The 23,955-nt window shown below is 68.1% G+C and carries 19 protein-coding genes; 11 read left to right on the forward strand and 8 right to left on the reverse strand.

All coding sequences use genetic code 11. The annotated features are described in order from the left end of the window. Positions 1 to 36 precede the first annotated feature (36 nt). From JI745_RS15670 to JI745_RS15690, 5 genes are all read left to right on the forward strand, one after another. On the forward strand, positions 37 to 618 hold the full coding sequence (locus JI745_RS15670; RefSeq protein ID WP_201808628.1) for an alpha/beta hydrolase: 582 nt from the start codon (positions 37 to 39) through the stop codon (positions 616 to 618). Positions 619 to 664: 46 nt separating this feature from the next. Next, positions 665 to 1,558, forward strand: a complete 894-nt coding sequence (locus JI745_RS15675; protein WP_201808634.1) for a ParB/RepB/Spo0J family partition protein — start codon at positions 665 to 667, stop codon at positions 1,556 to 1,558. A 338-nt stretch (positions 1,559 to 1,896) separates the two neighbouring features. Then, positions 1,897 to 3,819 (forward strand): PrkA family serine protein kinase, encoded by a 1,923-nt coding sequence (locus JI745_RS15680; RefSeq protein ID WP_201808642.1) that lies wholly within the window; start codon positions 1,897 to 1,899, stop codon positions 3,817 to 3,819. A 39-nt stretch (positions 3,820 to 3,858) separates the two neighbouring features. After that, a complete protein-coding gene (locus JI745_RS15685) occupies positions 3,859 to 5,127 on the forward strand; it encodes a YeaH/YhbH family protein (protein WP_201808644.1) in 1,269 nt (422 codons plus the stop codon). Continuing rightward, positions 5,124 to 6,725: a SpoVR family protein gene (locus tag JI745_RS15690; RefSeq protein ID WP_201808650.1), complete on the forward strand. Its 1,602-nt coding sequence runs from the start codon at positions 5,124 to 5,126 to the stop codon at positions 6,723 to 6,725. Before JI745_RS15685 ends, JI745_RS15690 begins: the two co-directional genes overlap by 4 nt. A gap of 23 nt (positions 6,726 to 6,748) precedes the next feature. Here JI745_RS15690 and JI745_RS15695 read toward each other — a convergent pair whose 3' ends face one another. The 4 genes from JI745_RS15695 to JI745_RS15710 form a co-directional block, all read right to left on the reverse strand. Next, complete coding sequence (locus JI745_RS15695; RefSeq protein ID WP_201808652.1) at positions 6,749 to 8,797, reverse strand: hypothetical protein; 2,049 nt, start codon at positions 8,795 to 8,797, stop codon at positions 6,749 to 6,751. A 140-nt stretch (positions 8,798 to 8,937) separates the two neighbouring features. Continuing rightward, positions 8,938 to 9,585, reverse strand: coding sequence for a DJ-1/PfpI family protein (locus JI745_RS15700; protein WP_201808659.1), 648 nt, complete (start codon positions 9,583 to 9,585; stop codon positions 8,938 to 8,940). Between the two features lie 5 nt (positions 9,586 to 9,590). Continuing rightward, positions 9,591 to 10,109: a Dps family protein gene (locus JI745_RS15705; RefSeq protein WP_201808661.1), complete on the reverse strand. Its 519-nt coding sequence runs from the start codon at positions 10,107 to 10,109 to the stop codon at positions 9,591 to 9,593. Positions 10,110 to 10,136: 27 nt separating this feature from the next. Next, positions 10,137 to 11,057, reverse strand: coding sequence for a LysR substrate-binding domain-containing protein (locus JI745_RS15710; protein ID WP_201812590.1), 921 nt, complete (start codon positions 11,055 to 11,057; stop codon positions 10,137 to 10,139). Positions 11,058 to 11,199: 142 nt separating this feature from the next. Between JI745_RS15710 and JI745_RS15715 the strand changes: the two genes are divergently transcribed. Continuing rightward, positions 11,200 to 11,748 carry a hypothetical protein gene (locus tag JI745_RS15715; RefSeq protein ID WP_201808663.1) on the forward strand — a complete coding sequence of 183 codons (549 nt, stop codon included), beginning with the start codon at positions 11,200 to 11,202 and terminating at the stop codon, positions 11,746 to 11,748. A gap of 14 nt (positions 11,749 to 11,762) precedes the next feature. Here JI745_RS15715 and JI745_RS15720 read toward each other — a convergent pair whose 3' ends face one another. Further along, complete coding sequence (locus JI745_RS15720) at positions 11,763 to 12,392, reverse strand: Yip1 family protein (protein WP_201808665.1); 630 nt, start codon at positions 12,390 to 12,392, stop codon at positions 11,763 to 11,765. A 111-nt stretch (positions 12,393 to 12,503) separates the two neighbouring features. Then, positions 12,504 to 14,570 (reverse strand): ATP-dependent DNA helicase RecG, encoded by a 2,067-nt coding sequence (gene recG, locus JI745_RS15725; protein WP_236675008.1) that lies wholly within the window; start codon positions 14,568 to 14,570, stop codon positions 12,504 to 12,506. A 51-nt stretch (positions 14,571 to 14,621) separates the two neighbouring features. On the opposite strand from recG, the gene JI745_RS15730 reads away from it, so the two are divergent. From JI745_RS15730 to JI745_RS15740, 3 genes are all read left to right on the forward strand, one after another. Continuing rightward, positions 14,622 to 15,812: a sorbosone dehydrogenase family protein gene (locus tag JI745_RS15730; protein WP_236675009.1), complete on the forward strand. Its 1,191-nt coding sequence runs from the start codon at positions 14,622 to 14,624 to the stop codon at positions 15,810 to 15,812. Positions 15,813 to 15,877: 65 nt separating this feature from the next. Continuing rightward, positions 15,878 to 16,939: a tRNA preQ1(34) S-adenosylmethionine ribosyltransferase-isomerase QueA gene (queA, locus tag JI745_RS15735; protein WP_236675010.1), complete on the forward strand. Its 1,062-nt coding sequence runs from the start codon at positions 15,878 to 15,880 to the stop codon at positions 16,937 to 16,939. Positions 16,940 to 17,028: 89 nt separating this feature from the next. After that, positions 17,029 to 19,320 carry a hybrid sensor histidine kinase/response regulator gene (locus tag JI745_RS15740; RefSeq protein WP_201808673.1) on the forward strand — a complete coding sequence of 764 codons (2,292 nt, stop codon included), beginning with the start codon at positions 17,029 to 17,031 and terminating at the stop codon, positions 19,318 to 19,320. Here JI745_RS15740 and JI745_RS15745 read toward each other — a convergent pair. Then, entirely contained in the window at positions 19,313 to 19,936 is a 624-nt protein-coding gene (locus JI745_RS15745; RefSeq protein WP_201808675.1) for a response regulator transcription factor, read from the reverse strand. The genes JI745_RS15740 and JI745_RS15745 overlap by 8 nt on opposite strands. A 191-nt stretch (positions 19,937 to 20,127) precedes the next feature. Here JI745_RS15745 and JI745_RS15750 point away from each other — a divergent pair, with 191 nt between their 5' ends. Beyond that, a complete protein-coding gene (locus JI745_RS15750; protein ID WP_201808677.1) occupies positions 20,128 to 21,867 on the forward strand; it encodes a hypothetical protein in 1,740 nt (579 codons plus the stop codon). Between the two features lie 85 nt (positions 21,868 to 21,952). Next, positions 21,953 to 23,083: a tRNA guanosine(34) transglycosylase Tgt gene (gene tgt / locus JI745_RS15755; protein ID WP_201808684.1), complete on the forward strand. Its 1,131-nt coding sequence runs from the start codon at positions 21,953 to 21,955 to the stop codon at positions 23,081 to 23,083. Here the strand turns inward: tgt and JI745_RS15760 are convergent. Further along, positions 23,080 to 23,904 carry a crotonase/enoyl-CoA hydratase family protein gene (locus JI745_RS15760; RefSeq protein WP_201808686.1) on the reverse strand — a complete coding sequence of 275 codons (825 nt, stop codon included), beginning with the start codon at positions 23,902 to 23,904 and terminating at the stop codon, positions 23,080 to 23,082. The two genes, tgt and JI745_RS15760, sit on opposite strands and share 4 nt — an antisense overlap. Between the last annotated feature and the right edge of the window lie 51 nt (positions 23,905 to 23,955).

Consider the following 23,955-nt stretch of genomic DNA (forward strand, 5'->3'; position numbering starts at 1 on the left):
CTCTGATTCGCGAAAACCGCAGGATACGGCACCCGCATGACGACACGCCAACCCAACCCCTTGCCCGCTTCGCCCACGTCGGCATTGCGCGTGCTGTTGCTGCCCGGCTGGCTCGACTCCGACGCGGCGCATTGGCAATCGCGGTGGGAGCAGCAGCACGGTGACCGCCGTGTCACGCAGGACGACTGGCAATGGCCCAAGCGCGGTGACTGGATGGCGCGGCTGGAGGAGGTGCTGCTGCAGGACGACAGGCCCGCGGTGCTGGTGGCCCACAGCCTGGGCTGCCAGCTGGTGGCGGCCTGGGCAGCGCATTCGCGGCACACCGGCCGTGTGGTCGCGGCCCTGCTCGTAGCGCCGCCCGACGTGGAGCGCGATGACATGCCGCCGCAACTCGCGCCGTGGCGGCCCATCGTGCGGGCGCGTCTTCCATTTCCGAGCACGGCCGTCGTCAGCAGCGACGACCCGTATTGCGCACCCGTGCGCGCCGCCGAGATGGCCGCGCAGTGGGGCAGCGAGCTGGTCTCGGTGGGCGAGCGTGGCCACATCAACGGCGAATCGGGCCTGGCCGACTGGCCGCAGGGGCGCGAGATCCTGAACGCCCTGCTGGCGCGCACCTGAGCGTGGCCACGACGGGCCACCCCTGTCGATCGGACAGAATGCGCCCATGGTCACCAAGAAACCCAAGGGCTTAGGCCTGGGCCTCGAAGCGCTGCTCGGCCCGAAAGTCAGCGACACCCCTGCGCCCGCCAACGAAGGCGCCCCGCGCAACCTGAAGCTGTCGCTGCTGCAGCCCGGCAAGTACCAGCCGCGCACGCGCATGGACGAAGGCTCGCTCTACGAGCTGGCCGAGAGCATCAAGGCGCAGGGCATCATGCAGCCCATCCTGGTGCGGCCGGTGGGCGAGGGCCGTTACGAAATCATCGCGGGCGAACGCCGCACGCGCGCTGCCAAGCTCGCCGGTCTCGACGACGTGCCGGTGCTCGTGAAGGACGTGCCCGACGAGGCCGCCGCCGCGATGGCGCTGATCGAGAACATCCAGCGCGAAGACCTCAACCCGCTCGAAGAAGCACAAGGCATCGCCCGCCTTGTCAACGAATTCCAGCTCACGCACGAGCAGGCTGCGCAGGCGGTCGGTCGCTCCAGAAGCGCCGCGAGCAACCTTCTGCGTTTGCTGAACCTGGCCGAGCCGGTGCAGCAGATGCTGATGGCCGGTGACATCGACATGGGCCATGCGCGCGCATTGCTGCCGCTCGACGGCGCGCAACAAATACTGGTGGCCGCCGAAGTCGTCGGCAAGAAACTCAGTGTGCGCGAGGCGGAGAAGCTCGTGGCCAAGACCGCATCGACGCGCCAAAAGCCCCTGCTGCGCATCGCGAAAGAGAAATCACGCGATATTTCACGCATCGAGGAAGAGCTGTCGGATGCCCTGACGGCGCAGGTCGAGATCCGTGTGAAGAAGCGCACCAAGCGCGGCGAGCAAGGCGAAGTGGCCATCCAGTTCGGTTCGTTGGACGAACTCAACGGCCTGCTTCAAAAGCTTGGGCTTTCCGACGCTTAGGCGTATCTTGGGGGCGGCGAGGCCGGTTGACGTCGGAATCCATGAGGAACTCTGAATGTCGCAGGACGCTCTGTGTGAGAAGGAAGTGTTTTCATTGATGAAGTGCGAGGGGCGGCAACGGCACACTCCTTGCAAAGCTTGAACTGCGGTGATATTTCGCTTCTTCTCGACACATGGTTGTGCACACAATGAATCAAGCTTGATCGCAAGGCTCGAGACAGTTCGAGGCTGACGAACAGGAAAGCTCTGATGGAGCCTTGAAGCGGGTTTCATCAGAACTTCCCCAGACGTCACCGAGGTGGCCCCTCGGTGGTGTCTTCCTGAACCAGGAGGTCAGCATGGATGTGATCAGCCATTTCGCCGCGCGATACGAGCGCACGCGTGAAGAGGAACTCTCACTCGAGGAGTACCTCAACGAGTGCAAGCGCAACCCGATTGCGTATGCCACCGCTGCCGAGCGCATGCTCAAGGCCATCGGTGAGCCCCAGACCATCGACACGCGAAACGACCCGCGGCTGTCGCGTCTCTTTGCCAACAAGGTCATCAAGATCTACCCGGCCTTTGCCGAGTTTTACGGCATGGAAGACGCGATCGAGCAGGTCGTGTCGTACTTCCGGCATGCCGCGCAGGGCCTGGAAGAAAAGAAGCAGATCCTCTATCTGCTGGGCCCGGTGGGCGGCGGCAAGTCGTCGATCGCCGAGCGCCTGAAGGCGCTGATGCAGGAGGTGCCCTTCTACGCGATCAAGGGGTCGCCGGTGAACGAGTCGCCGCTCGGCCTCTTCGATTTGACTGAAGACGGGCCGATCCTCGAGAAGGAATACGGCATTCCGCGTCGCTACCTGAACCGCATCCTGTCGCCCTGGGCCGTGAAGCGGCTCGAGGAATACGGCGGCGACATCCGCAAGTTCAAGGTCGTGAAGCGCTACCCCTCGGTGCTCAAGCAGGTCGGCATCGCCAAGACCGAGCCGGGTGACGAGAACAACCAGGACATCTCATCGCTGGTGGGCAAGGTCGACATCCGCAAGCTCGAGACCTACGCGCAAGACGACCCCGATGCCTACAGCTACTCCGGCGGCCTGTGCCTCGCCAACCAGGGCCTGCTGGAATTCGTCGAAATGTTCAAGGCACCGATCAAGGTGCTGCACCCCTTGCTCACTGCCACTCAGGAAGGCAACTACAAGGGCACTGAAGGTTTCGGCGCGATCCCGTTCGATGGCGTGGTGCTGGCGCACTCGAACGAGAGCGAATGGAAGACCTTCCGCAACAACAAGAACAACGAGGCCTTCCTCGACCGCATCTACATCGTGAAGGTGCCGTACTGCCTGCGCGTGAGCGAGGAAGTGCGCATCTACGAGAAGCTGCTGCGCGGCTCGTCGCTCTCGCAGGCGACCTGCGCGCCGGGCACGCTCAAGATGATGAGCCAGTTCGCCGTGCTCACGCGCCTGAAGGAGCCTGAGAACTCCAGCCTCTATTCCAAGATGCTGGTGTACGACGGTGAGAACCTGAAGGACACCGACCCGCGCGCGAAGAGCTTCCAGGAGTACCGCGACTACGCCGGTGTCGACGAAGGCATGAGCGGCATCTCGACGCGCTTCGCGTTCAAGATCCTCTCCAAGGTCTTCAACTTCGATTCGACTGAAGTCGCCGCGAACCCGGTGCACCTGATGTATGTGCTCGAGCAGCAGATCGAGCGCGAGCAGTTCCCGGCCGAGACGGAGCAGAAGTACCTGGCGTTCATCAAGGAACACCTGGCGGTCAAGTACGCCGAGTTCATCGGCAAGGAGATCCAGACTGCGTACCTCGAGAGCTACAGCGAGTACGGCCAGAACATCTTCGACCGCTACGTCACCTACGCCGACTACTGGATCCAGGACCACGAGTACCGCGACACCGACACCGGCGAAGTCTTCGACCGCGCGTCGCTGAACGCCGAGCTCGAGAAGATCGAGAAGCCGGCCGGCATCAGCAACCCGAAGGACTTCCGCAACGAGATCGTCAACTTCGTGCTGCGGGCGCGGGCCAACAACTCGGGCAACAACCCGCTGTGGACGAGCTACGAGAAGCTGCGCACGGTGATCGAGAAGAAGATGTTCTCGAACACCGAGGAGCTGCTGCCGGTCATCAGCTTCAACGCCAAGGCGAGTGCCGACGAAGCCAAGAAGCACGAGGACTTCGTCACCCGCATGGTCGCGAAGGGCTACACGCCGAAGCAGGTGCGCCTGCTGTGCGAGTGGTATCTCCGGGTTCGCAAGAGCTCCTGACAGCGAGGTCCCTGATTGGCTAGCTCCGGAAAGGCCAGCATGCTCCAGCAGATCATCGACAGACGGCTCGCTGGGAAGAACAAGTCCATCGGCAACCGTGAGCGCTTCCTGCGCCGTCACAAGGAGCAGATCCGCGAGGCGGTCAAGCGCGCGGTCGATGGACGGGGCATCCGCGATCTCGCGCAAGGGGAAGACATCCACATCCCCAAGCGCGACATCGCCGAGCCGGTGTTCGGCCATGGCCAGGGCGGCAAGCGCGAGATGGTCCACCCCGGCAACAAGGACTACGTGCGCGGCGACCGCATCGAGCGGCCGAAAGGCGGCGGCGGTGGAGGCGGCGGCGGGCAGGCGAGCGACTCCGGCGAGGGGGACGACGACTTCGTCTTCCACCTCAGCAAGGAAGAGTTCATGCAGGTCTTCTTCGACGACCTGGCCCTGCCCAACCTCACGCGCACCGTGCTCGCCGAGACGCCCGAGTACAAGACGCACCGCGCGGGCTACAGCAGCGACGGCACGCCCAACAACCTGCATGTGGTGCGCTCCATGCGCGGCGCCATCGGCCGGCGCATTGCGCTCGGCAACGAGTCGCGCCGCGAGCTGAAGGAGCTCGAAGCCGAGCTCGAGGAGCTGAAGGCCAAGCCCGGCTTCGATGCCAAGGTGGCCGAGCTGAAGGAAAGGATCGAAGCGCTCAGGGCACGCCTCGCGCGCATCCCCTACCTCGACCCGATCGACCTGCGCTACCGCAGCCGCGTGCGCGTGCCGGTGCCGACCAGCAAGGCGGTGATGTTCTGCTTGATGGACGTCTCGGGCTCGATGGACGAAGCGCGCAAGGACCTGGCGAAACGCTTCTTCATCCTGCTGTACCTCTTCCTGACCCGGCACTACGAGAAGATCGACATCGTCTTCATCCGCCACCACACGCAGGCGCAGGAAGTCGACGAGCACAACTTCTTCCACTCCACCGAGACCGGCGGCACCGTGGTGTCGAGCGCGCTGGTGCTGATGGAAGAGATCGCCAAGGCCCGCTACCCCACCAGCGAGTGGAACATCTACGGCGCGCAGGCGAGCGACGGCGACAACTGGCACCACGACAGCGGCCGCTGCCGCGAGCTGCTCGCCAACAACATCCTGCCGCTGTGCCGGTACTTCGCCTACGTGCAGGTGGCCGAGGAAGAACAGAACCTGTGGGACGAGTACGCGACGCTCGCGGCCGATGCGAAGGACTTCGCCATCCGCAAGGTGACCGAGGCCTCGCAGATCTATCCCGTCTTCCGTCAGTTGTTCAAGAAGGAGGGGGCCGCCACATGAGCAGTCCGATCGATGCCCCGTGGGGTGAGGAACGTCGCAAGGAGCAGTGGTCGGTGTCGCCGCGCCGCCGGGCGAGCGATCTCGTCGCGCCCAAGCGCACCCACGAGCCGCTGCCTTCGCCGAGCGACTGGTCGTTCGAGCTGATCGAGCAGTACCACGAGGTCATCAAGGCCACCGCCGCGCGCTACGGCCTCGACACCTACCCCAACCAGCTCGAGATCATCACCGCCGAGCAGATGATGGATGCGTATGCGTCGGTGGGCATGCCGGTCAACTACCGCCACTGGAGCTACGGCAAGGAGTTCATCTCCACCGAGAAGAACTACAAGCGCGGCCACATGGGCCTCGCCTACGAGATCGTCATCAACAGCAACCCTTGCATCAGCTACCTGATGGAAGAGAACACGATGGCCATGCAGGCCCTCGTGATCGCACACGCCGCCTACGGCCACAACAGCTTCTTCAAGGGCAACTACCTCTTCCGCATGTGGACCGATGCGGCGTCGATCATCGACTACCTGGTCTACGCGAAGAACTACGTCGCCGAATGCGAGGAGCGCCACGGACTCGATGCGGTGGAAGAGCTGCTCGACAGCTGCCACGCGCTGATGAACCACGGCGTCGACCGCTATCGCCGCCCGAGCCGCAAGTCGCTCGCGCAGGAGCTGGCCGACCGCAAGGACCGCGAGGCCTATGCGCAGCAGCAGGTCAACGAGATGTGGCGCACGCTGCCCAGGAAGGCCGAGAAGACGGCCGAAGAGGCGCAGGCCAAGCGCTTCCCCGAAGAGCCGCAGGAGAACTTGCTGTACTTCATCGAGAAGAACGCCCCGCTGCTCGAGCCCTGGCAGCGCGAGATCGTGCGCATCGTGCGCAAAATCGCGCAGTACTTCTACCCGCAGCGCCAGACGCAGGTGATGAACGAGGGCTGGGCCACCTTCTGGCACCACAAGCTGCTCAACACCATGTACGACGACGGCCACCTGTCCGACGGCATGATGATCGAGTGGCTGAAGTCGCACACCAACGTCGTGTACCAGCCCAAGGTGACCGACCGGCACTACAGCGGCATCAACCCCTATGCGCTGGGCTTCGCGATGTACACCGACATCAAGCGCATCTGCGAGAACCCGACCGACGAAGACCGCCACTGGTTCCCCGACATCGCGGGCAAGGACTGGCTGGAAACGCTCGACCACGCGATGCGCAACTTCAAGGACGAGAGCTTCGTCGGCCAGTACCTGTCGCCCAACCTGATGCGCGAGTTCCGCTTCTTCGCCATCAACGACGACGAGAAGGAAGAAGAGCTCGAGGTCTCGGCCATCCACGACGAGAGCGGCTACCGCCGCGTGCGTGAGGCGCTGTCGCACCAGTACGACCTGGGCGCGCGTGAGCCCAACATCCAGGTGTGGAACGTGAACCTGCGCGGCGACCGTTCGCTCACGCTGCGCCACGCGCAGCACAACGACCGGCCCCTGCACGAAGGCGCGAACGAAGTGCTCAAGCATGTGGCGCGCCTGTGGGGCTTTGGCGTCCACCTGGAGAGCGTCAACGGCGCCGGCGAAGTGCAGCGCCGCTGGTCGGTCACGCCGCCGCAGTAACGACGGCATCACCGGCGGGACCCTCAGTGGGTGCGGAACGACCCCGAGGTCGTGCGCCGCGCCGGCTCTTGCGTCACGTCGCGTGTCACTGGCTGCGGGCTGGGCCCGATGGCGATCGGGGGCATGCCCAGCGCCCGCCGCATCTCGGCCAATGATTTCTCCTGCTGCGCGCTGATCGATGCCCGCTGCGCATCAAGCTTCAGCGACTCCGCGAGCGTCAGCGGGCGTGTGCTCGCCAGGCGCTCCGCGAGGAGGCGCTGCCATGCGCTCGCCTGCGGCACGAGCTGCGCCAGCACCCCGTCCTGCCGCTTGAAGGCGGGCTCGCGCATCTCGGCCGTGAGGGTCGTGAATCGGTGGGTGCACGGGCAGGTGATCGCGTTCAGCTGGTCGACCAGGAAATTGCGTCGATCGGGCAGGAAGACGTCGTGCAGGGCCGGCGAGAGCGCGTGACCCAGGTTGCTCGCGAAGGCAGGGTTCGACAGCTCGACCAGGGCCGCGGGCTGGGTCTCCACGTGCACGAAATTGCCCAGCGAATTCGGCCAGCTGGTGACGGTGGTGCCAGTCGGTGTGACGGCCGGGCCGATCGCGTTGGCGAGGCGCAGGCCGAAGTTGTCGGGCTGGTGGCAGCCGGCACAGGTCTGCGTGGTGGCGCGCTTGAGGATCTGCGTGGCCGTCAGGCCTTGCAGCGCAGCTTCCGACTGGAGCCCGGTGCGGAAGGTGTTGGTCGACCCTCCCGCGGCGTTGAACTGCGCCAGGTACTGGTCATGCCACACGTCGAACGGCGCCTGCGAGGAGGGCATGGTGTTGAAGGGTGGTGCGATGGGCGCCTGCGAGAAGCTCTGCGGCGCGTTGTGCGTCGGCGAGACGGAATAGCCGATGCGCATGAGCGTCGGGTCGCCGAGCAGGGCGGTCTGCCCGAGCACGCTCGTCTGGAAGGCCTGTGCCGTCAGGCTCAAGGGGTTGGCCGTGTTGGCGACGTCCTCGTTCCACAGCGTGCCCCACGGGTTGACCTTGACCGGGATCGGCACGATCTCGAACTTGCACGGCGTGCTGCTGCAGTTGAGCACGGTCTTGAATTCCTTGAGCATCCAGCGCGTCGTCTGCACGAACTGGTTGGTGCGGATCTGCCCGCTGCCCGAGCCGCCGTAGGTGCCGGTCACGCCCTTGCTGCTGTAGTGGTCCACATGCACCACCGGCCGGAAGCCGGGCAGGCCGGTGTAGAAGAACTCCTCGAGCTTGGCGGCGCGGTCGGTGGCCGAGTTCATGGCCGACAGCGACTTCCACATCTGCATCACCGGCTTGCAGCCGCTGCGGCAGCCTGGCGTGGGGTTGGGCAGCACGCCTTCGAAGATGATGAGGTTGCGCGCGTTGGGCAAGGCCTGCAGCTCGCCGTAGACGATGCGGTACTCGCCGCAGTTGCGCCAGCCTTCGTGCGCGAGGTCGAGGCGGTTGACGAGCGCAAGCGGCACATAGCCGCTGAAGCTGTCGAAGGAGCCGCTCATGCGGGCGTTGATCTGCGCGTCGGTGCCGACGGCTTCTCGGCCTTCTTCCGACGAATTGCGCGGCCGGCAGGCGTGCGGCAGCCCGTTGAGCGTGCCGCCGGCGTCGCTGCAGCGCGGGCCGGTGGCGAGGGCCTGGGCCGCAGGGTTCTGCGTGTCCCAGAACTGGCGGAAGATCGACGCGGCCGTGGTGCCCGGCACCTGCGCCACCACCTGCGAAGCGAGCTGGTCCATCGTGCGCCTGAGCGAGAAGTCGCGCGACGTCAGCGTCGACACGTCGTGGACCATCAGCGAGCGGTGCGGGTCGATGTCGGCCGGCGAGGTGGGCGGCGAGGGCAGGCACACCCGCTGCGTGAAGTCGCGGTCGAGCAGGTCGAGCTTGTCGACGATCTGGAAGCGCAGCACGTTGTCGCGCTGGACCGGCGTGAGCCTCGGGTCGCTCGGGCTCACGCCGACGAGCTCGGCGGGTAGGGGCGTGAAGCTGGGCGGTTGCTTGATCACCACCTGGGCCTGGGCCGCAGTGATGGCGACGACCGACAGCAGGCCGGCCAATGAAGGGGTGAAGGTGGTCATGGAGTCTCCCTGGGGCTGGTTCACCGGCACCACCTTCGCGGCAGGGCACGGTGAAGTCAGTCTAGGAAGTTCCTAACCGCCAAGACTCGTGTGTCTTAGGGGGATCACGCGGTTCTAGGGGGAACGCGTGTTCTAGGGGGCTAGGGCGCATCGGGCCGCAGCGGCTCGGCGACGAAGGGCTGCACCACGCCGATCAGCTTCTGCACGTAGGCCTCTTTCTCACCGACGGGCGCGACGTAGTGCAGCGCCTGTTCGGTGGCCTGCCGGCCCGCGCGCAGCAGCATGACCCAGGTCGCGAGGTATTGCGAGGCCATGCAGCCGCCGGCCGTGGCGACGGGCCCGCGCGCGTGGAAGGGCTCGTCGACCACGCGCACGCCCGCCTGCACCACCCAGGGCTTGGTGGTGAGGTCGGTGCAGGCCGGCATGTTGCCGATGAGGCCCAGGCGCGCGAGCAACAGCGTGCCCGAACACTGCGCGCCGATCAGCTGGCGCAGCGGGTCGAGCGTGAGGCGGTCCATCAGCGCGGCGTTCTCGGCGATGGCGCGGGTGTAGATGCCGCTGCCGAAGAGCACCACCTCGGCCTCGTTGGCGAACTCCAGCGGCTGCTGCACGTCGACGCTCACGCCGTTCATCGAGGTGAGCTTGAGCCCGGGGCCGGTGATCTCGGCGGTGAAGCCGTGCGGCCGTAGGCGGTTGAGCAGGCCGAGCGCAATGAACGAGTCGAGCTCGTTGAACCCATCGAAGGTGACGATGGCCACCCTCGTCGTTTCGGGCACCGCGGCAGCCATGCCGCTCATTCCTCCAGCAGGCTGCGCAGCATCCACGCCGTCTGCTCGTGCACCGTCAGGCGCTGCGTCAGCAGGTCGGCCGTGGGCTCGTCGCCCGCCTTGTCGGCCAGCGGGAAGATGCCGCGCGCGGTGCGCGCCACGGCCTCATGGCCGGTGACGAGGATGCGCACCATGTCGAGCGCCTTGGGCGGCGTGGCCGGGGCGTCCTGGATCGAGGCGAGCGCGCCGAACTGGCCATACGAGCCCGGCGCCGCATGGCCCAGCGAGCGGATGCGCTCGGCGATCGGGTCGACCGCGTTCCACAGCTCGGTGTACTGCAGCATGAACATCTGGTGCAGCGTGTTGAACATCGGCCCCGTCACGTTCCAGTGGAAGTTGTGCGTGGTGAGGTAGAGCGTGTAGGTGTCGGCGAGCAGCTTCGAGAGGCCGTCGGCGATGGCCTTGCGGTCTTTCTCGCTGATGCCGATGTTGATCTGCGGGGCGGATGCGGCAGCGGGGGCGGGGGTCTTGCTCTTCTTGGCCATGGTGTGAGGGTGGTGGGGGGAGAGGTTTCAGGACACGCGCTGCACGCCTTCCAGCGGGCAGGCGTAGATGGCGTTGCGCAGTGCGGCGATGGCCTCGTAGCGCGTGAAGGTGCGCCGCCAGGCGAGCACCACACGGCGGGTGGGCACCGGTTCGCTGAAGGGCACGTAGTGCACATGCGGCTGCGGGTCTTTCGGCACGCTGAGCTGCGGCACCACCGTCACGCCCATGCCCGAGGCCACCATGTACTTGATGGTCTCCAGCGACGAGCCCTCGAAGCTCTTGCGGATGCCCTCTGCATTGCTCGAGAAGCGCGCGTACTCGGGGCAGACCTCGAGCACATGGTCGCGGAAGCAGTGGCCGGTGCCGAGCAGCAGCATCGTCTCCTTCTTCAGCTCTTCGGCGGCGATCTGCTGGCGCTTGGCGAGCGGGTGGTTCACCGGCACGGCCACCATGAACGGCTCGTCGTAGAGCGGCGCCACGGCGAGCCCGGCATCCGGGAAGGGCTCGGCGATGATGGCGCAGTCGAGCTCGCCGGTGCGCAGCATGTCGAGCAGCTTGACGGTGAAGTTCTCCTGCAGCACGAGGGGCATCTGCGGCACACGCTCGATCGCCGCCTTCACCAGGTCGGGCAACAGATAGGGGCCGATGGTGTAGATGACGCCCAGCCGCAGCGGGCCGGAGACCGGGTCCTTGCCGCGCTTGGCGATCTCCTTGATGCTCGCGGCCTGCTCGATGACCGACTGCGCCTGCCGCACGATCTCTTCGCCCAGCGGCGTCACGCTCACCTCGTTGGCCCCGCGCTCGAAGAGCTTCACGTCGAGCTCTTCTTCCAGCTTCTTGATCGCCACGCTGAGCGTGGGCTGCGACACGAAGCAGGCTTCGGCGGCGCGGCCGAAGTGCTTTTCTCTGGCGACGGCCACGATGTAGCGAAGCTCGGTGAGGGTCATGTTGCGCAGGATAACGGAGCGGGTGTCCCGCGTCATGCGCCCCTTGGCATCGCCATGCGATACCGGATGACTTCGCGCTTGAGGCACGGAAGCGCTTCGCCGATTCTCCCGCCGCGGCATGTGCCGCGCCTCGAAAAACCGTATGAGTCAACCGCGCTTTCTCGTGTCCGCCACCGTGGCCGCCCTGGCCGCTGCCACCCTGTCGGCCTGCTACGTGGTGCCGATCGACCCGCGCACCGGCCAGCCCTACCCGCCTGCGAGGGAGGGGTCGCAGCCGTCGAGCGTCGCCATCATCACCCCGCCGGCCTCACCGGCGCCACCCCAGCCCACCGTGCTGAGCGCACGGCTGTACCCCCTCAACCCTCAGGCCAACAAGGGCGGCATGCTGACCGCCGTGGTGATGGACAACCACACCGGCCGCGGCACCTTCACCCTCAGCTACCAGGGCGATGCGCTGCAGGGAGAGGCCTCCCGCGTCGAGGCCGGTTATGCCGCCTTCGGCAGGATCCACACCGAGGTGCTGGGCGCCAACCCCCAGCGCAGCTTCAGCGGCCGCCGCGGCATCGCCAACGCCTATGGCGTCAAGGGGGTCAACGTGCAGTGCGAGTACCTGATCACCGGCCCGACCATGGGCACCGGTGCCTGCCTCTTCTCCGACGGCGCGAAGTACCAGATGCACTTCGGCGGCTGACGCCACCCGGTCGCTCACGACCGGGTCGGCCCCTGGGCGGCTTCGATGTGCGGGGTGCCCAGGCCGGTGAGTCGGGGCGTGGGCGTGACCGCCCTCGAGAGCGTTCCGATCACGATGGCCGCGACGATGCCGCACACCACCACCACGGCGGTGTACCCCGCCGCCTTGTCGGGCGGGCACTTCATCAGCACCGGCAGCCCGGTGTAGACGAGGTAGATCGAATAGAGCGAAGCCAACAGGCCGAGCACCGACAGCGACGGGATCAAGGCGAAGATCCCGCCGACGAACGCAGCGGTCATGGCATAGGCCACGAGCTTCAACGCGTTGAACTGGTTCTTGTGGCCCTTGAACGTGGGCGCGAGCGCATCGACGATCAGCGCCAGCACGAACACCATCACGAGCGAGAGCGCATAGCTCACCACCATGTTGGTGAAGCCCCAGACAAAGGGCATGCGGATGTGCATGCCGAAGCCGCCGACGCCGATGAGCGTCATGCCGATGAAGCCGGCGACCGCCGGGATCGCGGCGAGGATCAGCACGTAGTTCTTGTAGATCGATGCGACGTCGCCCGTCTCCTGCTCGATGGCGGGCCAGGTGGCGGCGGGGCGCAGCAGGATGTCCTGCACACGTTGGATGAGGTTCATGCGGTACTCCAGAAGGCGCGATGCAAGGCGCATCGCGGCGCGAGCGGGAATCTAGTCGTCGTGCGCCCGCTTGCCTAAGGACCAACGTCACATCGACGTGGACAAGCCCCTCTAGGCCTTGAGGTATTCAGCCTTGCTGCCCAGCCAGCGCACGACGTGCTGGCGCGCCCGCTCGGGCTGCGAGGCGAGCCAGCGCTCGGCGGCGGCGCGGGCCGCGGGCACGAGGTGCGCGTCTTCGTTGAGGTCGGCAAAGCGCAGCAGCGGCGCGCCCGACTGGCGCGCGCCGAGGAACTCGCCCGGCCCGCGGATCTCGAGGTCGCGGCGGGCGATCTCGAAGCCGTCCTGCGTCTCGGCCATCGCCTTCAGCCGCGACTTGCCGGTGTCCGACAGGGGCGAGGTGTAGAGCAGCACGCACACGCTCGCGATCGAGCCGCGGCCCACCCGCCCGCGCAGCTGGTGCAGCTGCGAGAGGCCGAAACGTTCGGCATGCTCGATCACCATCAGGCTGGCGTTGGGCACATCGACACCCACTTCGATCACGGTGGTGCTCACCAGCACCTGCATCGTGCCCGCCTTGAACTGGTCCATCACCGCGGCCTTGTCGGCGGCGGGCATGCGACCGTGCAGCAAGCCCACGCGGAGGCCGGCCAGCGCCGCGCTCAGCTGCTCGTGCGTGGCGGTGGCGTTCTGCAGGTCAAGCTTCTCGCTTTCTTCGATCAGCGGGCAGACCCAGTAGACCTGCTTGCCGCGGGCCGCTTCCTCGGCGATGGTGGCGATCACGTTGTCGCGCTTCGCGTCGCTGAACACCTTGGTGACGATGGGCGTGCGGCCGGGCGGCAGCTCGTCGATGGTGCTGATGTCGAGGTCGGCGAAGAGCGTCATCGCCAGCGTGCGCGGGATGGGCGTGGCGCTCATCATCAGGAGGTGCGGCTCGAGCGTTTGCGCCTGCAGCTTGTCCCGCAGCGCCAGCCGCTGTGCCACGCCGAAGCGGTGCTGCTCGTCGATGATGGCCAGGCCGAGCTTTGCGAACTGCACCTCGTCCTGGATGACGGCGTGCGTGCCCACCACCAGCTGCGCCTCGCCCGAGGCCACGCGCGCCAGCATCTCCTTGCGTGCCTTGCCTTTTCGGCTGCCGGTGAGCCACGCGGTCTGGATGCCCAATGGCTCCAGCCACTGCACCAGCTTGCGGAAGTGCTGCTCGGCGAGGATCTCGGTCGGCGCCATCAGCGCGCACTGCCAGCCGTTGTGCATCGCGATCGCGGCGGCGAGTGCGGCCACCACCGTCTTGCCGGCGCCCACGTCGCCCTGCAGCAGCCGGTGCATCGGGATCTCGCGCTGCAGGTCCTGCGCGATCTCCTCAACCACGCGGTGCTGCGCGCCCGTCAGCGCGAAGGGCAGGGCGGCGAGCAGCTTTTCCTGCAGGCCGCCGCGGGTGACGGCGAAGCGCGGTGCACGTTGCAGGGCGCGCTCGTTCTTCGCTTCGAGCTGCGAGATCTGCTGCGCCAGCAGCTCCTCGAACTTGAGCCGCTGCCAGGCCGGGTGTGTCTTGTCTTCGAGCGTGGCCAGGCTCACGTCGGGGGCGGGGTGGTGCAGGAAGTTCAGCGCCTCCTTCAGCGCCCAGCTGCCGCGCGGCAGCATCGCCGGCGGCACCAGCTCCGAGAGGTCGGCCCGTTTCAGGCCTGAGGCGACCGCCTTGCGCAGGTAGGCCTGCGGCAGCGTGGCGCTGGTCGGGTAGACCGGTGTCAGCGCGGTGGCGAGCGGCGTGTCCTCGTCCACGCCCTTGAAGCCGGGGTGCACCATCTCCAGCCCGAAGAAGCCCCCGCGCGCCTCGCCGCGCACGCGCACCCGGTTGCCGGCGGCCAGCGTCTTCTGGTGGTTGGGATAGAAGTGCAGGAAGCGCAGGAAGAGCTCGTCCGTCCCGTCGCTCAGCTTCACGACCAGCTGCCGCCGCGGGCGGAACTGGATCTGGCAATCGGTGACCACGCCTTCCACCTGCGCCGTGAGGCCGTCGCGAAGCTCGCTGATCGGCGTGAGCCTGGTCTCGTCTTCGTAGCGCAGCGGCAGGTGCAGCGCGAGGTCGATGTCGCGCACCAGGCCCAGCTTCTCCATGGCCTTCTTCGGCGCTGACTTGGCGCCTGGCGCGGCAGCGGCGACCGGCTTGGAGGCGGGTGAGGGCATGCAATGATTCTGCCCGCTCCCTTCTGCCTGCTCGCTTCTGCTGCCCCGACGATGCGCCTGCGCCGCCTCCTGCTTGCCTGTTCCCTGCTGTGCCTGGTGGGCGTGAGCCACGCCCGCGGCTACACGCCCCAGGGCGAATGCGGCGGATGGCCCCGCGTGGCGCTCGCCACGCCCAAGGGCTGGTGCGCGGGCCTGGTGGCCGACGAGCGCGAAGGCCTGCGCCTGCCGCGCCGCCTGCTCGAAGTGGCCCCCGGCCGCTTCTGGGTCATCGACATGGGCAGCTGGGACCCACGCCGCGGGCGCCTGCTGGAGCTGACGCTCGGCCGCCCGGGCGAGCGACCGCAGGTGCGCACCTTGGCCGACAAGCTCGACCGACCGCTCGCGCTCGTGCGCGGCCCCGATGGCCTCGTCTACATCGGCGAGGTCGGCACGGTGTGGCGCACGCGGGTGCCGGCACCCGGCGGCATGCCCGCACGCGAAGACGTGATCACCGGCCTGCCGGCCGATGGCGCGCATCCGCTGATCGAGCTGGCTTTCTCGCCGGAGGGACGCCTCTACCTCAACGTGGGCGCCCCGAGCGACGCCTGCCGCAACGATGCGCAGCAGCAGCCCATGCCCTGCCCCGAGCGCGACGGCGAGCGCCCGCGCGGTGCGGTGTACGAGGCGGTGCTCGGGGGGCCGGGGCGCACGCTGCAGCGCCTGCGGCCCTTCGCCACCGGCCTGCGCAATTCGATCGCGCTGGCCCATGTGCCGGGCCTCGGGTTGCTGCAGGGCGAGAACTCGATCGACTACCCGGAGGCACAAACGCCGGCCGAAGAGCTGAACCTGCTGCGCGAAGGCAGCGACCACGGCTGGCCGTACTGCGTGGGTGCCCGCCTGCCGGCGAAGGGCTACGAAGGCAGAGTCGACTGCAAGCGCACGAGCGCGCCCCTGCAGCTGTGGCCGGCCCATGCAGCGCCCTTGTCGATGCTCTTCGCCACGCATGGGCCCTTGAAGGGACAGCTCATCGTGGCGTGGCACGGCCATCGCCCGACCGGCCGGCGGGTGGTGGGCTTTGCGGTGGACGGCCAAGGCCGCGTGGCCGCCAGGCCGACCGAGTGGCTGGCGGGGCGCGAGGCGGTGCCGGGCCAGGCGCCGGTGGCCACGCCGGCGGGTGTCGCGCTCGACGCGCAAGGCCACCTCTGGGTCGTCGAGGACCGCAACCGCACCGTGCTCGTGCTGCTGCCGGACGCTGCGCGCTGACTGCGCGGGGGGCGCGTGGAACAATGTCGCCCCGCTCGCCATCGAGGCCGGTCAAGCCTCCGATCATGTCTGCCCGCGCTGCCTTCACCCTCGCCGATTTCGACTTCGACCTGCCACCCGAGCTGATCGCGCAGCACCCTGCGCCCGAGCGCAGTGCGTCGCGCCTGCTGGACGGCACGCACACGCCGCCCGTCGACCGCATCTTTCGCGAGCTGCCCACGCTGCTGCAGGCGGGCGACCTGCTGGTCTTCAACGACACCCGGGTCATCAAGGCCCGCCTGCTCGGCGCCAAGGCCACCGGCGGGGCGGTCGAGGCGCTGGTCGAGCGGGTGTTGCCGAACCACGAGGTGCTCGTGCACCTGCGCGCGAGCAAGTCGCCCAAGGCCGGCGCGCTCGTGCGCTTCACGAGTGGCGATGGCGCCAGCCACTTCGAGGCCGAGATGCTGGGCCGCGGCGGGCCGGAGGATTCGCTGTTCCACCTGCGCTTCCCGAGCGAGCCCTTCGCGTTGATCGAGCGCCACGGCCACGTGCCGCTGCCCCCGTACATCACGCACGCCGACGACGCGGAAGACGAGCGCCGCTACCAGACCGTGTTTGCCGCCAAGCCGGGCGCTGCGGCCGCCCCGACCGCCGCGCTCCACTTCGACGAAGGCGTGCTGGCCGCGCTGCGGGCGCGGGGTGTCGGCAGCGCCAGCGTCACGTTGCACGTCGGCGCCGGCACCTTCCAGCCGGTACGCGTGGACAACATCGCCGAGCACAAGATGCACAGCGAGTGGTTCGAGGCGCCGCAGGCCACGGTGGAGGCGATCGCCGCAACGAAGGCCGCGGGCGGCCGCGTCGTCTCGGTCGGCACCACCACCTTGCGCGCGCTCGAATCTGCGGCCCTCGGCGGCACGCTGCAGGCTGGCAGCCGCGACACCGACATCTTCATCACGCCGGGTTTCGACTTCCGCGTGGTCGACGTGCTCGTCACCAACTTCCACCTGCCCAAGAGCACGCTGCTGATGCTGGTCAGCGCCTTCGCAGGGTACGAACCCGTGATGGCGCTCTACCGCCATGCGGTCGCCGCTCGCTACCGCTTCTTCAGCTACGGCGATGCGATGCTGCTCGCCCGCGCACGCGCTTGACCCAACTGCTTGATATTTCGCACGACTTCGGCCGAATGGACGAGGCCCTGCGCCGCCTGGCGGCCCGGGCTGCACGGTAGGCTCGTCGCATGAAGTTCCTGTTGGCCCTCGTGGGCCTGTGGCTGTCGCTGGCCGCCGGGCCCGCCGCGGCGGCGGACGCTGTCGTCGAGTTGCGGCAGGCCCATTTCTCCACCCTCGACGACACCTCGCCCGACGGTGCGCCCACGCCCGAGGTGGTGGTGAGCCTGCCCGACACCTGGCGCCAGCGCGGCCTGGGCACCACGGGCAAGGCGCACTACCGCGTGGAGTTCAAACTCGACGCCTTGCCGCAGCGACCCTACGGCCTGTCGCTCACGCGCATCAGCTCCACCCGCCGCGTCTTTCTCAACGGCCGGCTGATCGAAGACACCCACGCGCTCGGCTACGGCCACCCGGTGCGCGCGGTGATCCCCTTGCCGCCGCTGCTGCTTCGCGAGGGCGACAACGAAATCGCCTTCGACGTGGAGCACCGCATCCAGGGCGGCTTGTCGGCGGCCAGGCTCGGGCCCATGTCGGCGATCACCACCGAAGAAGCGCACCTTGCCTTCCGCACCGACGAGCTGCCGCGCGGGCTCAACCTGGCCACCGGGCTGCTGGCCCTCTTGATGCTGCTGGTGCGCTGGCGCCGCCCGAGCGAGCAGGCGATGGGGCTCTTCGGCGGCCTCGCGCTGCTCGGCTCGGTGCGCAACTACAGCTATTTCATGGAGGTGAAGCTGTTGCCGGTGGCGGTGGGCGACTGGATCTACTTCAGCGCCCAGGTGTGGACGCTCTCGCTCTTCGCTGCCTTCGCGCTCAGCCTGCAGCCCGATGGGCGTCGGCCGCGGGTCGAACGCGCGATCCTCGTGGCCGCGTTGGTGCTACCGGTGCTCGCCGCGATCACCTCGCCCTTCGGCGGGCTCACGCCGATGCGCATGGTGGTCTATCCCTTCCTGCTGCTGGGCGGCATCGCCTCGCTGGCGATGCTGTGGCGGGCGATGCGGCACGACCGCTCGGCGATGAACGTCTCGCTCGTCATCGGCTTTGCGGTGCTGATGCTCTCGGGCGTGCACGACTACCTGTTCCAGCAGGGCGTGCTGCCGGTGACGGGCCAGTTCCTCATCCCGATCACCATGCCGCTCGCCTTCGGTGTCTATGCGCTGATGCAGCTCAACCGCTTCGTGCGTGCCGTCAACGAGGTGGAGGCGCTCAACCTCGAGCTGGAGCAGCGCGTGGCACAACGCACGCGCGCACTGCAGTCGGCCAACGCGGCGAAGACACGTTTTCTCGCCGCGGCCAGCCACGACCTGCGCCAGCCGGTGGCCGCCATCGGCCTGATGGTGAGCCTGATGCGCGAGCAGGTGGTGGCGCCGGCGCTGCGCAGGATGATCGACCGCGTCGACGAAGCCCTGGCCTCGATGGAGACGCTGCTCAAGGGCCTGCTCGACCTGTCGCGCCTGGAGTCGGGCGCGGCGCGGGTGCGATTGGAGCGGGTGCCGCTGCAGGCGCTCTTCGATGCGATCGCGGTGCACGAGACCGAGGCCGCGGCGCGCAAGGGGCTGCGCCTGCGTTTCCGCCCGACGGCGCTCGCGGTGCGGTCCGATCCGGTGCTGCTCGAGCAGATCCTGCGCAACCTCGTCACCAATGCCGTGCGCTACAGCGAGCAGGGCACGGTGCTCGTCGCGGCGCGCCCGCGTGGCGGCCAGGTGCTGCTGCAGGTGTGGGACACCGGCATCGGCATCAGCGAGGCCGACCAGGCCATCGTCTTCGACGAGTTCGTGCAGGTCGGCAACCCCGCGCGCGAAAGCGCGAAAGGCCTGGGGCTCGGCCTGTCGATCGTGAAACGCAGCGCCGCGGTGCTCGGGCACCCGCTGCAGCTGCGCTCGCGCGTGGGCCATGGCAGCTGCTTCTCCCTGCTCGTGCCGCGAGCCGACGATGTGCAGCCCTTGCCGCCCGTGGCCACCGGGCCCGCACAGCCACTGGCGGGCCGCCGTATCACCGTGGTGGACGACGAGCCCGCGGTGCTCGAGTCGATGGCCGAGCGCCTGCGCGCCTGGGGTGCCGAGGTGCGGGCTCTCGATGGCCTGCCCGCGCTGCGTGCGAGCCTGCCGCCATCACCCGACGAGGGGGACTGCTACGCCGACCTGCTGATCACCGACCAGCGCCTGCCGGGCGGCAGCGGCCTGCTGGTGATCGAGCTCGTGCGCCAGCGCTGCGGCCCGCTGCCCGTGCTGGTGGCGACGGGCGACACCTCGCCGGCCGACCTGTCCTTGCTGGAAGCGAGCGGCGTGCAGGTGCTGCACAAGCCCTTCCGGGCCGAAGCCCTGCTGGCGGCCGTCGAACAAGCGCTGGGCCAGCTCAGCTGAGCCGCAGCCCCAGGCGCGCGGCGGCCACCACGGCCTGCGTGCGCGAGTTCGCGTCGAGCTTGCGGAAGATGGCGCCGAGGTGCGTCTTCACGGTCGACTCCGACAGCTCCAGTTCGCGACAGATCACCTTGTTCGACTTGCCGTGGATGAGCAGCTTGAGCACGTCGAGCTGGCGGGGCGAGAGGCCGAGCACCGTCTCTGCGGGCGGTGCATCGGCGCGCAGCCCGAGCACGCCTGGCGGCAGGTAGACGCCGCCTGCGAACACCGTCTCCAGCGCCGAGCGCATCGCACCCGGCTGTGAGGTCTTGGGGATGAAGCCGGCCGCACCTTCGTCGATGGCGCCGAGCACGGTCTCGGGCGTCTCGTCGGCCGAGAGCACCACCACCGTCACCTCGGGCGCCGCATCGCGCAGGCGGCGCAGGCTCAGCGTGCCGCTGCTGTCGGGCAGGCCCAGGTCGAGCAGCGCGAGGCGGATGTCGGCCTCGCTGCGCAGCCGCTCGATCGCCTGGCCGATGCTGTCGACCTGCCGGATGTCCAGATGGGGGAATGCGTTGGCCATCAGGAGCGCGAGGCCTTCGCGGAAGAGGGGGTGGTCGTCGATGAGAAGCGTCTTCATGGGGTACTGCAGGGAGCCGGACGATTCTGCCCCGCGCCTGCGCGGCCTCATCGCCCACAAATGAAGTGCGAGCGTGATCTGTTGCGCACGATGGCAGCGCCCATCGGCCGTTTGGTTGAAGTCTCGCCAGGGCCTCGGCCGGCAAGCTGCCGCCACTCGTCTCAGCCCTTCATCCAACGGAGCACATGCACATGCGGCACCTCAGTCTTGTCACCGCCCTTGCCACGGCCGGCCTGCTCGTCGCCTGCGGCGGCTCGCCCAGCGAATCGACCCCGGTCACCGGCGGCAGCAGCTCGCTGTCCTTGAGCGGCGTGGTCGCCAAGGGCGCCGCGCTGGCCGGCGCCAGCGTCACTGCCAAGTGCGCGGCCGGCACGGCAACGCCGGTCACCGCCGACGGCACCGGCGCCTATACCCTCACCATCAGCGGCGGCGCTTTGCCCTGCGTGCTCGAAGCCACCGGCACCGGTGCCGATGCCGGCCTCGTGCTGCACTCGGTGGCCACCGGCAGCGGCAGCAGCGCCACGTCGAACATCACGCCGGTGACCGAGCTGCTCGTCGCGCAACTCACCGGCCAGGACCCGGCGGCCTTCATGACGGCGGCCGATGCCACGTCGCTCAACAGCACCGTCACCACCACCAACCTCAACGCCGCCAAGACGGAAGTGATCGCCACGCTCGCCGCCGCCGGCCTCGACACCACCGCGCTCGCGAGCGCCGACATGGTCAGCGGCACGCTGGCCGCCGGCACCGGCGCGGGCTACGACGGTGTGCTGGATGCGCTGGGCGTGGCCCTCACCGACAGCGGCACCACGCTGGCCCAACTCACGACGACCGTCGTCAACACCGCAACCGGCAGCACCCCGGGCACCGAGACCAGCGCGCCGAGCTCTGCGCTGCCGGCCGACCTGCTGCTGCGCGCCAAGGCCTCGAACTGCGATGCGCTGCGCAGCACCAGCTACCGGCTCATCAAGGTCGCGGCGTCGAACGGCGCCAGCAACGTGCCGACCACTGCGGTCGAGACTTTCAGCTTCAACGCCCAGACGCTCACCGCCACCTTCGGCGCAAACGACACGCTGGCCTTCACGCCCAACGGCACCTGCCGCTACACGCTGCCCGAGGGCGAGGCCTTCGTGTCGCCCGCCGGCGTGATCGTGCTGCGCCACCTGGTCGGCAACGACGACGACACGGTGGGCAGCGGCGACCGCGGCGTGGCGCGCGTCATGATCGGCCTGCCGGTGCAGGACCTCGCGCTGGCCGACCTGGCCGGCGAATATGCCTTCCTCGGCCTCGATCGCAACCCGCTGCAGCCCTATGGCGGCTACGCCACCATCACGGCCAACGGCGCGGTGAACGGCTTCAGCTGCTGGGACGACGACCTGAGCGTGGCCGAGGCGAGCTGCACGCCGCTCGACAGCAGCTACGCCGAGGTGCTGAGCCGCAACAACGACGGGAGCTTCAGCTGGTCGTCCAGCCCGAACGACGACGACCAGTGGACCGACACCCTGTTCGCCTACCGCGCGGGCAATGGCGACACGCTGCTGGTGGCGCTGACCCACTCGGGCGAACCGACCTTCGGCGTCAAGCGCCGCACGCTTACCCTGCCGACGGTGGGCCAGACGAGCGCCAACTGGAGCGTCATGGCCGATGGCAACCTGGTGGCCCTGTCGACGGTCTCGAGCACGAGCCACGAAATCTCGAGCGTCAACGGCAACACCGTGGTGCGCAACACCACCGAGAACGGCTCGACGGTCCAGCAGACGCTGACCTACAACTCGGCCCGTGCGGGTTACCTCGCGCGTGCTGAAGGCACCGGCGTGCGCCCGTTCGCCGGCCTCGCGATGCCCGGCTTCGGCCTGACGGCGATCTACATGCCGAGCACTGTCGTCGCCCCATCCAACAACGCACGCCTGGCCCTGTCGATTCGCCAGTGACGATGCGCCAGTAAGTCACGCGACACGACGACAAGGCCCGCCCGCCCCGGCGGGCCTTTGTCATGGGCAGCGACAATTGCGGCCTATGCTGCAGTTCGACCTCCTCAAGACCGAAGGCCATGCCCGTCGCGGCCGCCTCACCCTCAACCACGGCGTCGTCGAGACGCCGGTCTTCATGCCCGTGGGCACCTACGGCACGGTGAAGGGCGTGATGCCCTCGTCGCTGGAAGAGATGGGCGCGCAGATCATCCTCGGCAACACCTTCCACCTGTGGCTGCGGCCGGGGCTCGACATCCTGAAGCAGTTCGGCGGGCTGCATCGCTTCGAGGCGTGGACGAAGCCCATCCTCACCGACAGCGGCGGCTTCCAGGTGTGGAGCCTGGGCGAGATGCGCAAGATCAGCGAGGAGGGCGTGAAGTTCGCGTCACCGGTCAACGGCGACAAGCTCTTCCTCACGCCCGAGGTGAGCATGCAGGTGCAGACGGTGCTCAACAGCGACGTCGTCATGCAGTTCGACGAGTGCACGCCCTACGAAACCAAGGGCCACATCACGACCGAGAAGGAAGCGCGCATCTCGATGGAGCTGAGCCTGCGCTGGGCGCGGCGCTGCCTCACCGAGTTCCAGAAGCTGCAGAACCCGAACGCCTTGTTCGGCATAGTGCAGGGCGGGATGTTCGAGCACCTGCGCGAGGAGTCGCTGAACTCGCTCGTCGAGCTCGACCTGCCGGGTTATGCGATCGGCGGCGTGAGCGTCGGCGAGCCGAAGGAGGACATGCTGCGCATCATGGCGCACACGCCGCACCGCCTGCCGTCGCACAAGCCGCGCTACCTGATGGGCGTGGGCACGCCGGAAGACCTGGTGGATGGCGTGGCCTGCGGCGTCGACATGTTCGACTGCGTGATGCCCACCCGCAACGCACGCAACGGCCACCTCTTCACCCGCTTCGGCGACCTGCGCCTGCGCAACGCCCGCTACAAGACCGACGAACGCCCGGTCGACGAGACCTGCAGTTGCCACTGCTGCAAGAACTTCAGCCGCGCCTACCTGCACCACCTCGACCGCTGCGGCGAGATGCTGGGGCCCATGCTCACCAGCATCCACAACCTGCACTACTACGTGAACCTGATGCGCGAAGTTCGCTTGGCGCTGGATGAAGGGCGCTTCGAGAGCTTCCGCGCGGCGTTCAAGGCGGATCGGCTGAGAGGCGTTTCCTAGCGGAACACCGGCGCCCGTTTCTCCAGACCGGCCAGCGCCGCCTCGCGCTGGTTGGGGCTGCCGATCAGCGCTCTCTGCTCCACCGATTCAGCCATCAGCACCGGCCCGGCCGCGACTGGCGACGCGCCGTTGAGCAGGCGCTTGCTGGCGCGAATCGAGTCGGGGCTCTGCGCCGCGATCTGCGCGGCCAGCGCCCGGGCATCGGCCAGCGGGTCGTCGCTCACGCGCGTGGCGAGGCCGATCGCTTGCGCTTCCACGCCCGAGACGATGCGGCCGGTGTAGGTCAGCTCGCGCACGACGTCGGGTCGCATCAGCTCGGTCATCAGCACGATGCCGGCCATGTCGGGCACCAGGCCCCACTTCACTTCCATCACCGCAAGCTTGGCCTCGGGGTGCACGAGACGGATGTCGGCGCCGAGGGCGATCTGCAGGCCGCCACCGAAGGCCACGCCGTGCACCGCGGCGATCACCGGCACCGGCAGCGTTCGCCAGCCCCAGGCGACGTGCTGCGCATCGTTGGCGAGGCCACGCGTGCGGGTGAGCAGGTCGGTGCCCATGGTGCCGCTGGTCTGGCCCTGGCCCATCTGCGCGAAGCGGCCCATGTCGAGGCCGGCGCAAAAGGCGCGCCCTTCGCCGTGGACCACGACGACACGCACGCGCGCATCGGTCTTCAGCTGCTCGATCGCATCGTTGATCGCGCGGAACATGGCCGCGTCGATGGCGTTCATCTTGTCGGCGCGGGTCAGGGCCACTTCGGCCACGCCGCGCTCGTCTATGCTGATGCGAACCCGTTCTTCGTTGCTGCCTGCGTTGTTGCTCACGGTCGTCTCCTCATGGTGAGGTGACGATTCTTGTGCAAACGGCCCCAGAGG

Origin of the sequence: Piscinibacter sp. HJYY11, from assembly GCF_016735515.1 — a bacterium.
Lineage (GTDB): Bacteria > Pseudomonadota > Gammaproteobacteria > Burkholderiales > Burkholderiaceae_C > Rhizobacter.

Bases quoted from the DNA above. Each gene is read 5' to 3' on its own strand.
- JI745_RS15690 (WP_201808650.1), top strand. From the start codon at position 5,124: ATGAGCAGTCCGATCGATGCCCCGTGGGGTGAGGAACGTCGCAAGGAG.
- JI745_RS15750 (WP_201808677.1), top strand. From the start codon at position 20,128: ATGCGGCACCTCAGTCTTGTCACCGCCCTTGCCACGGCCGGCCTGCTC.
- JI745_RS15695 (WP_201808652.1), bottom strand. From the start codon at position 8,797: ATGACCACCTTCACCCCTTCATTGGCCGGCCTGCTGTCGGTCGTCGCC.
- JI745_RS15670 (WP_201808628.1), top strand. From the start codon at position 37: ATGACGACACGCCAACCCAACCCCTTGCCCGCTTCGCCCACGTCGGCA.
- JI745_RS15720 (WP_201808665.1), bottom strand. From the start codon at position 12,392: ATGAACCTCATCCAACGTGTGCAGGACATCCTGCTGCGCCCCGCCGCC.
- JI745_RS15715 (WP_201808663.1), top strand. From the start codon at position 11,200: ATGAGTCAACCGCGCTTTCTCGTGTCCGCCACCGTGGCCGCCCTGGCC.
- JI745_RS15685 (WP_201808644.1), top strand. From the start codon at position 3,859: ATGCTCCAGCAGATCATCGACAGACGGCTCGCTGGGAAGAACAAGTCC.
- JI745_RS15675 (WP_201808634.1), top strand. From the start codon at position 665: ATGGTCACCAAGAAACCCAAGGGCTTAGGCCTGGGCCTCGAAGCGCTG.
- tgt (WP_201808684.1), top strand. From the start codon at position 21,953: ATGCTGCAGTTCGACCTCCTCAAGACCGAAGGCCATGCCCGTCGCGGC.
- recG (WP_236675008.1), bottom strand. From the start codon at position 14,570: ATGCCCTCACCCGCCTCCAAGCCGGTCGCCGCTGCCGCGCCAGGCGCC.
- JI745_RS15730 (WP_236675009.1), top strand. From the start codon at position 14,622: ATGCGCCTGCGCCGCCTCCTGCTTGCCTGTTCCCTGCTGTGCCTGGTG.
- JI745_RS15680 (WP_201808642.1), top strand. From the start codon at position 1,897: ATGGATGTGATCAGCCATTTCGCCGCGCGATACGAGCGCACGCGTGAA.
- queA (WP_236675010.1), top strand. From the start codon at position 15,878: ATGTCTGCCCGCGCTGCCTTCACCCTCGCCGATTTCGACTTCGACCTG.
- JI745_RS15745 (WP_201808675.1), bottom strand. From the start codon at position 19,936: ATGAAGACGCTTCTCATCGACGACCACCCCCTCTTCCGCGAAGGCCTC.
- JI745_RS15700 (WP_201808659.1), bottom strand. From the start codon at position 9,585: ATGGCTGCCGCGGTGCCCGAAACGACGAGGGTGGCCATCGTCACCTTC.
- JI745_RS15705 (WP_201808661.1), bottom strand. From the start codon at position 10,109: ATGGCCAAGAAGAGCAAGACCCCCGCCCCCGCTGCCGCATCCGCCCCG.
- JI745_RS15740 (WP_201808673.1), top strand. From the start codon at position 17,029: ATGAAGTTCCTGTTGGCCCTCGTGGGCCTGTGGCTGTCGCTGGCCGCC.
- JI745_RS15710 (WP_201812590.1), bottom strand. From the start codon at position 11,057: ATGACCCTCACCGAGCTTCGCTACATCGTGGCCGTCGCCAGAGAAAAG.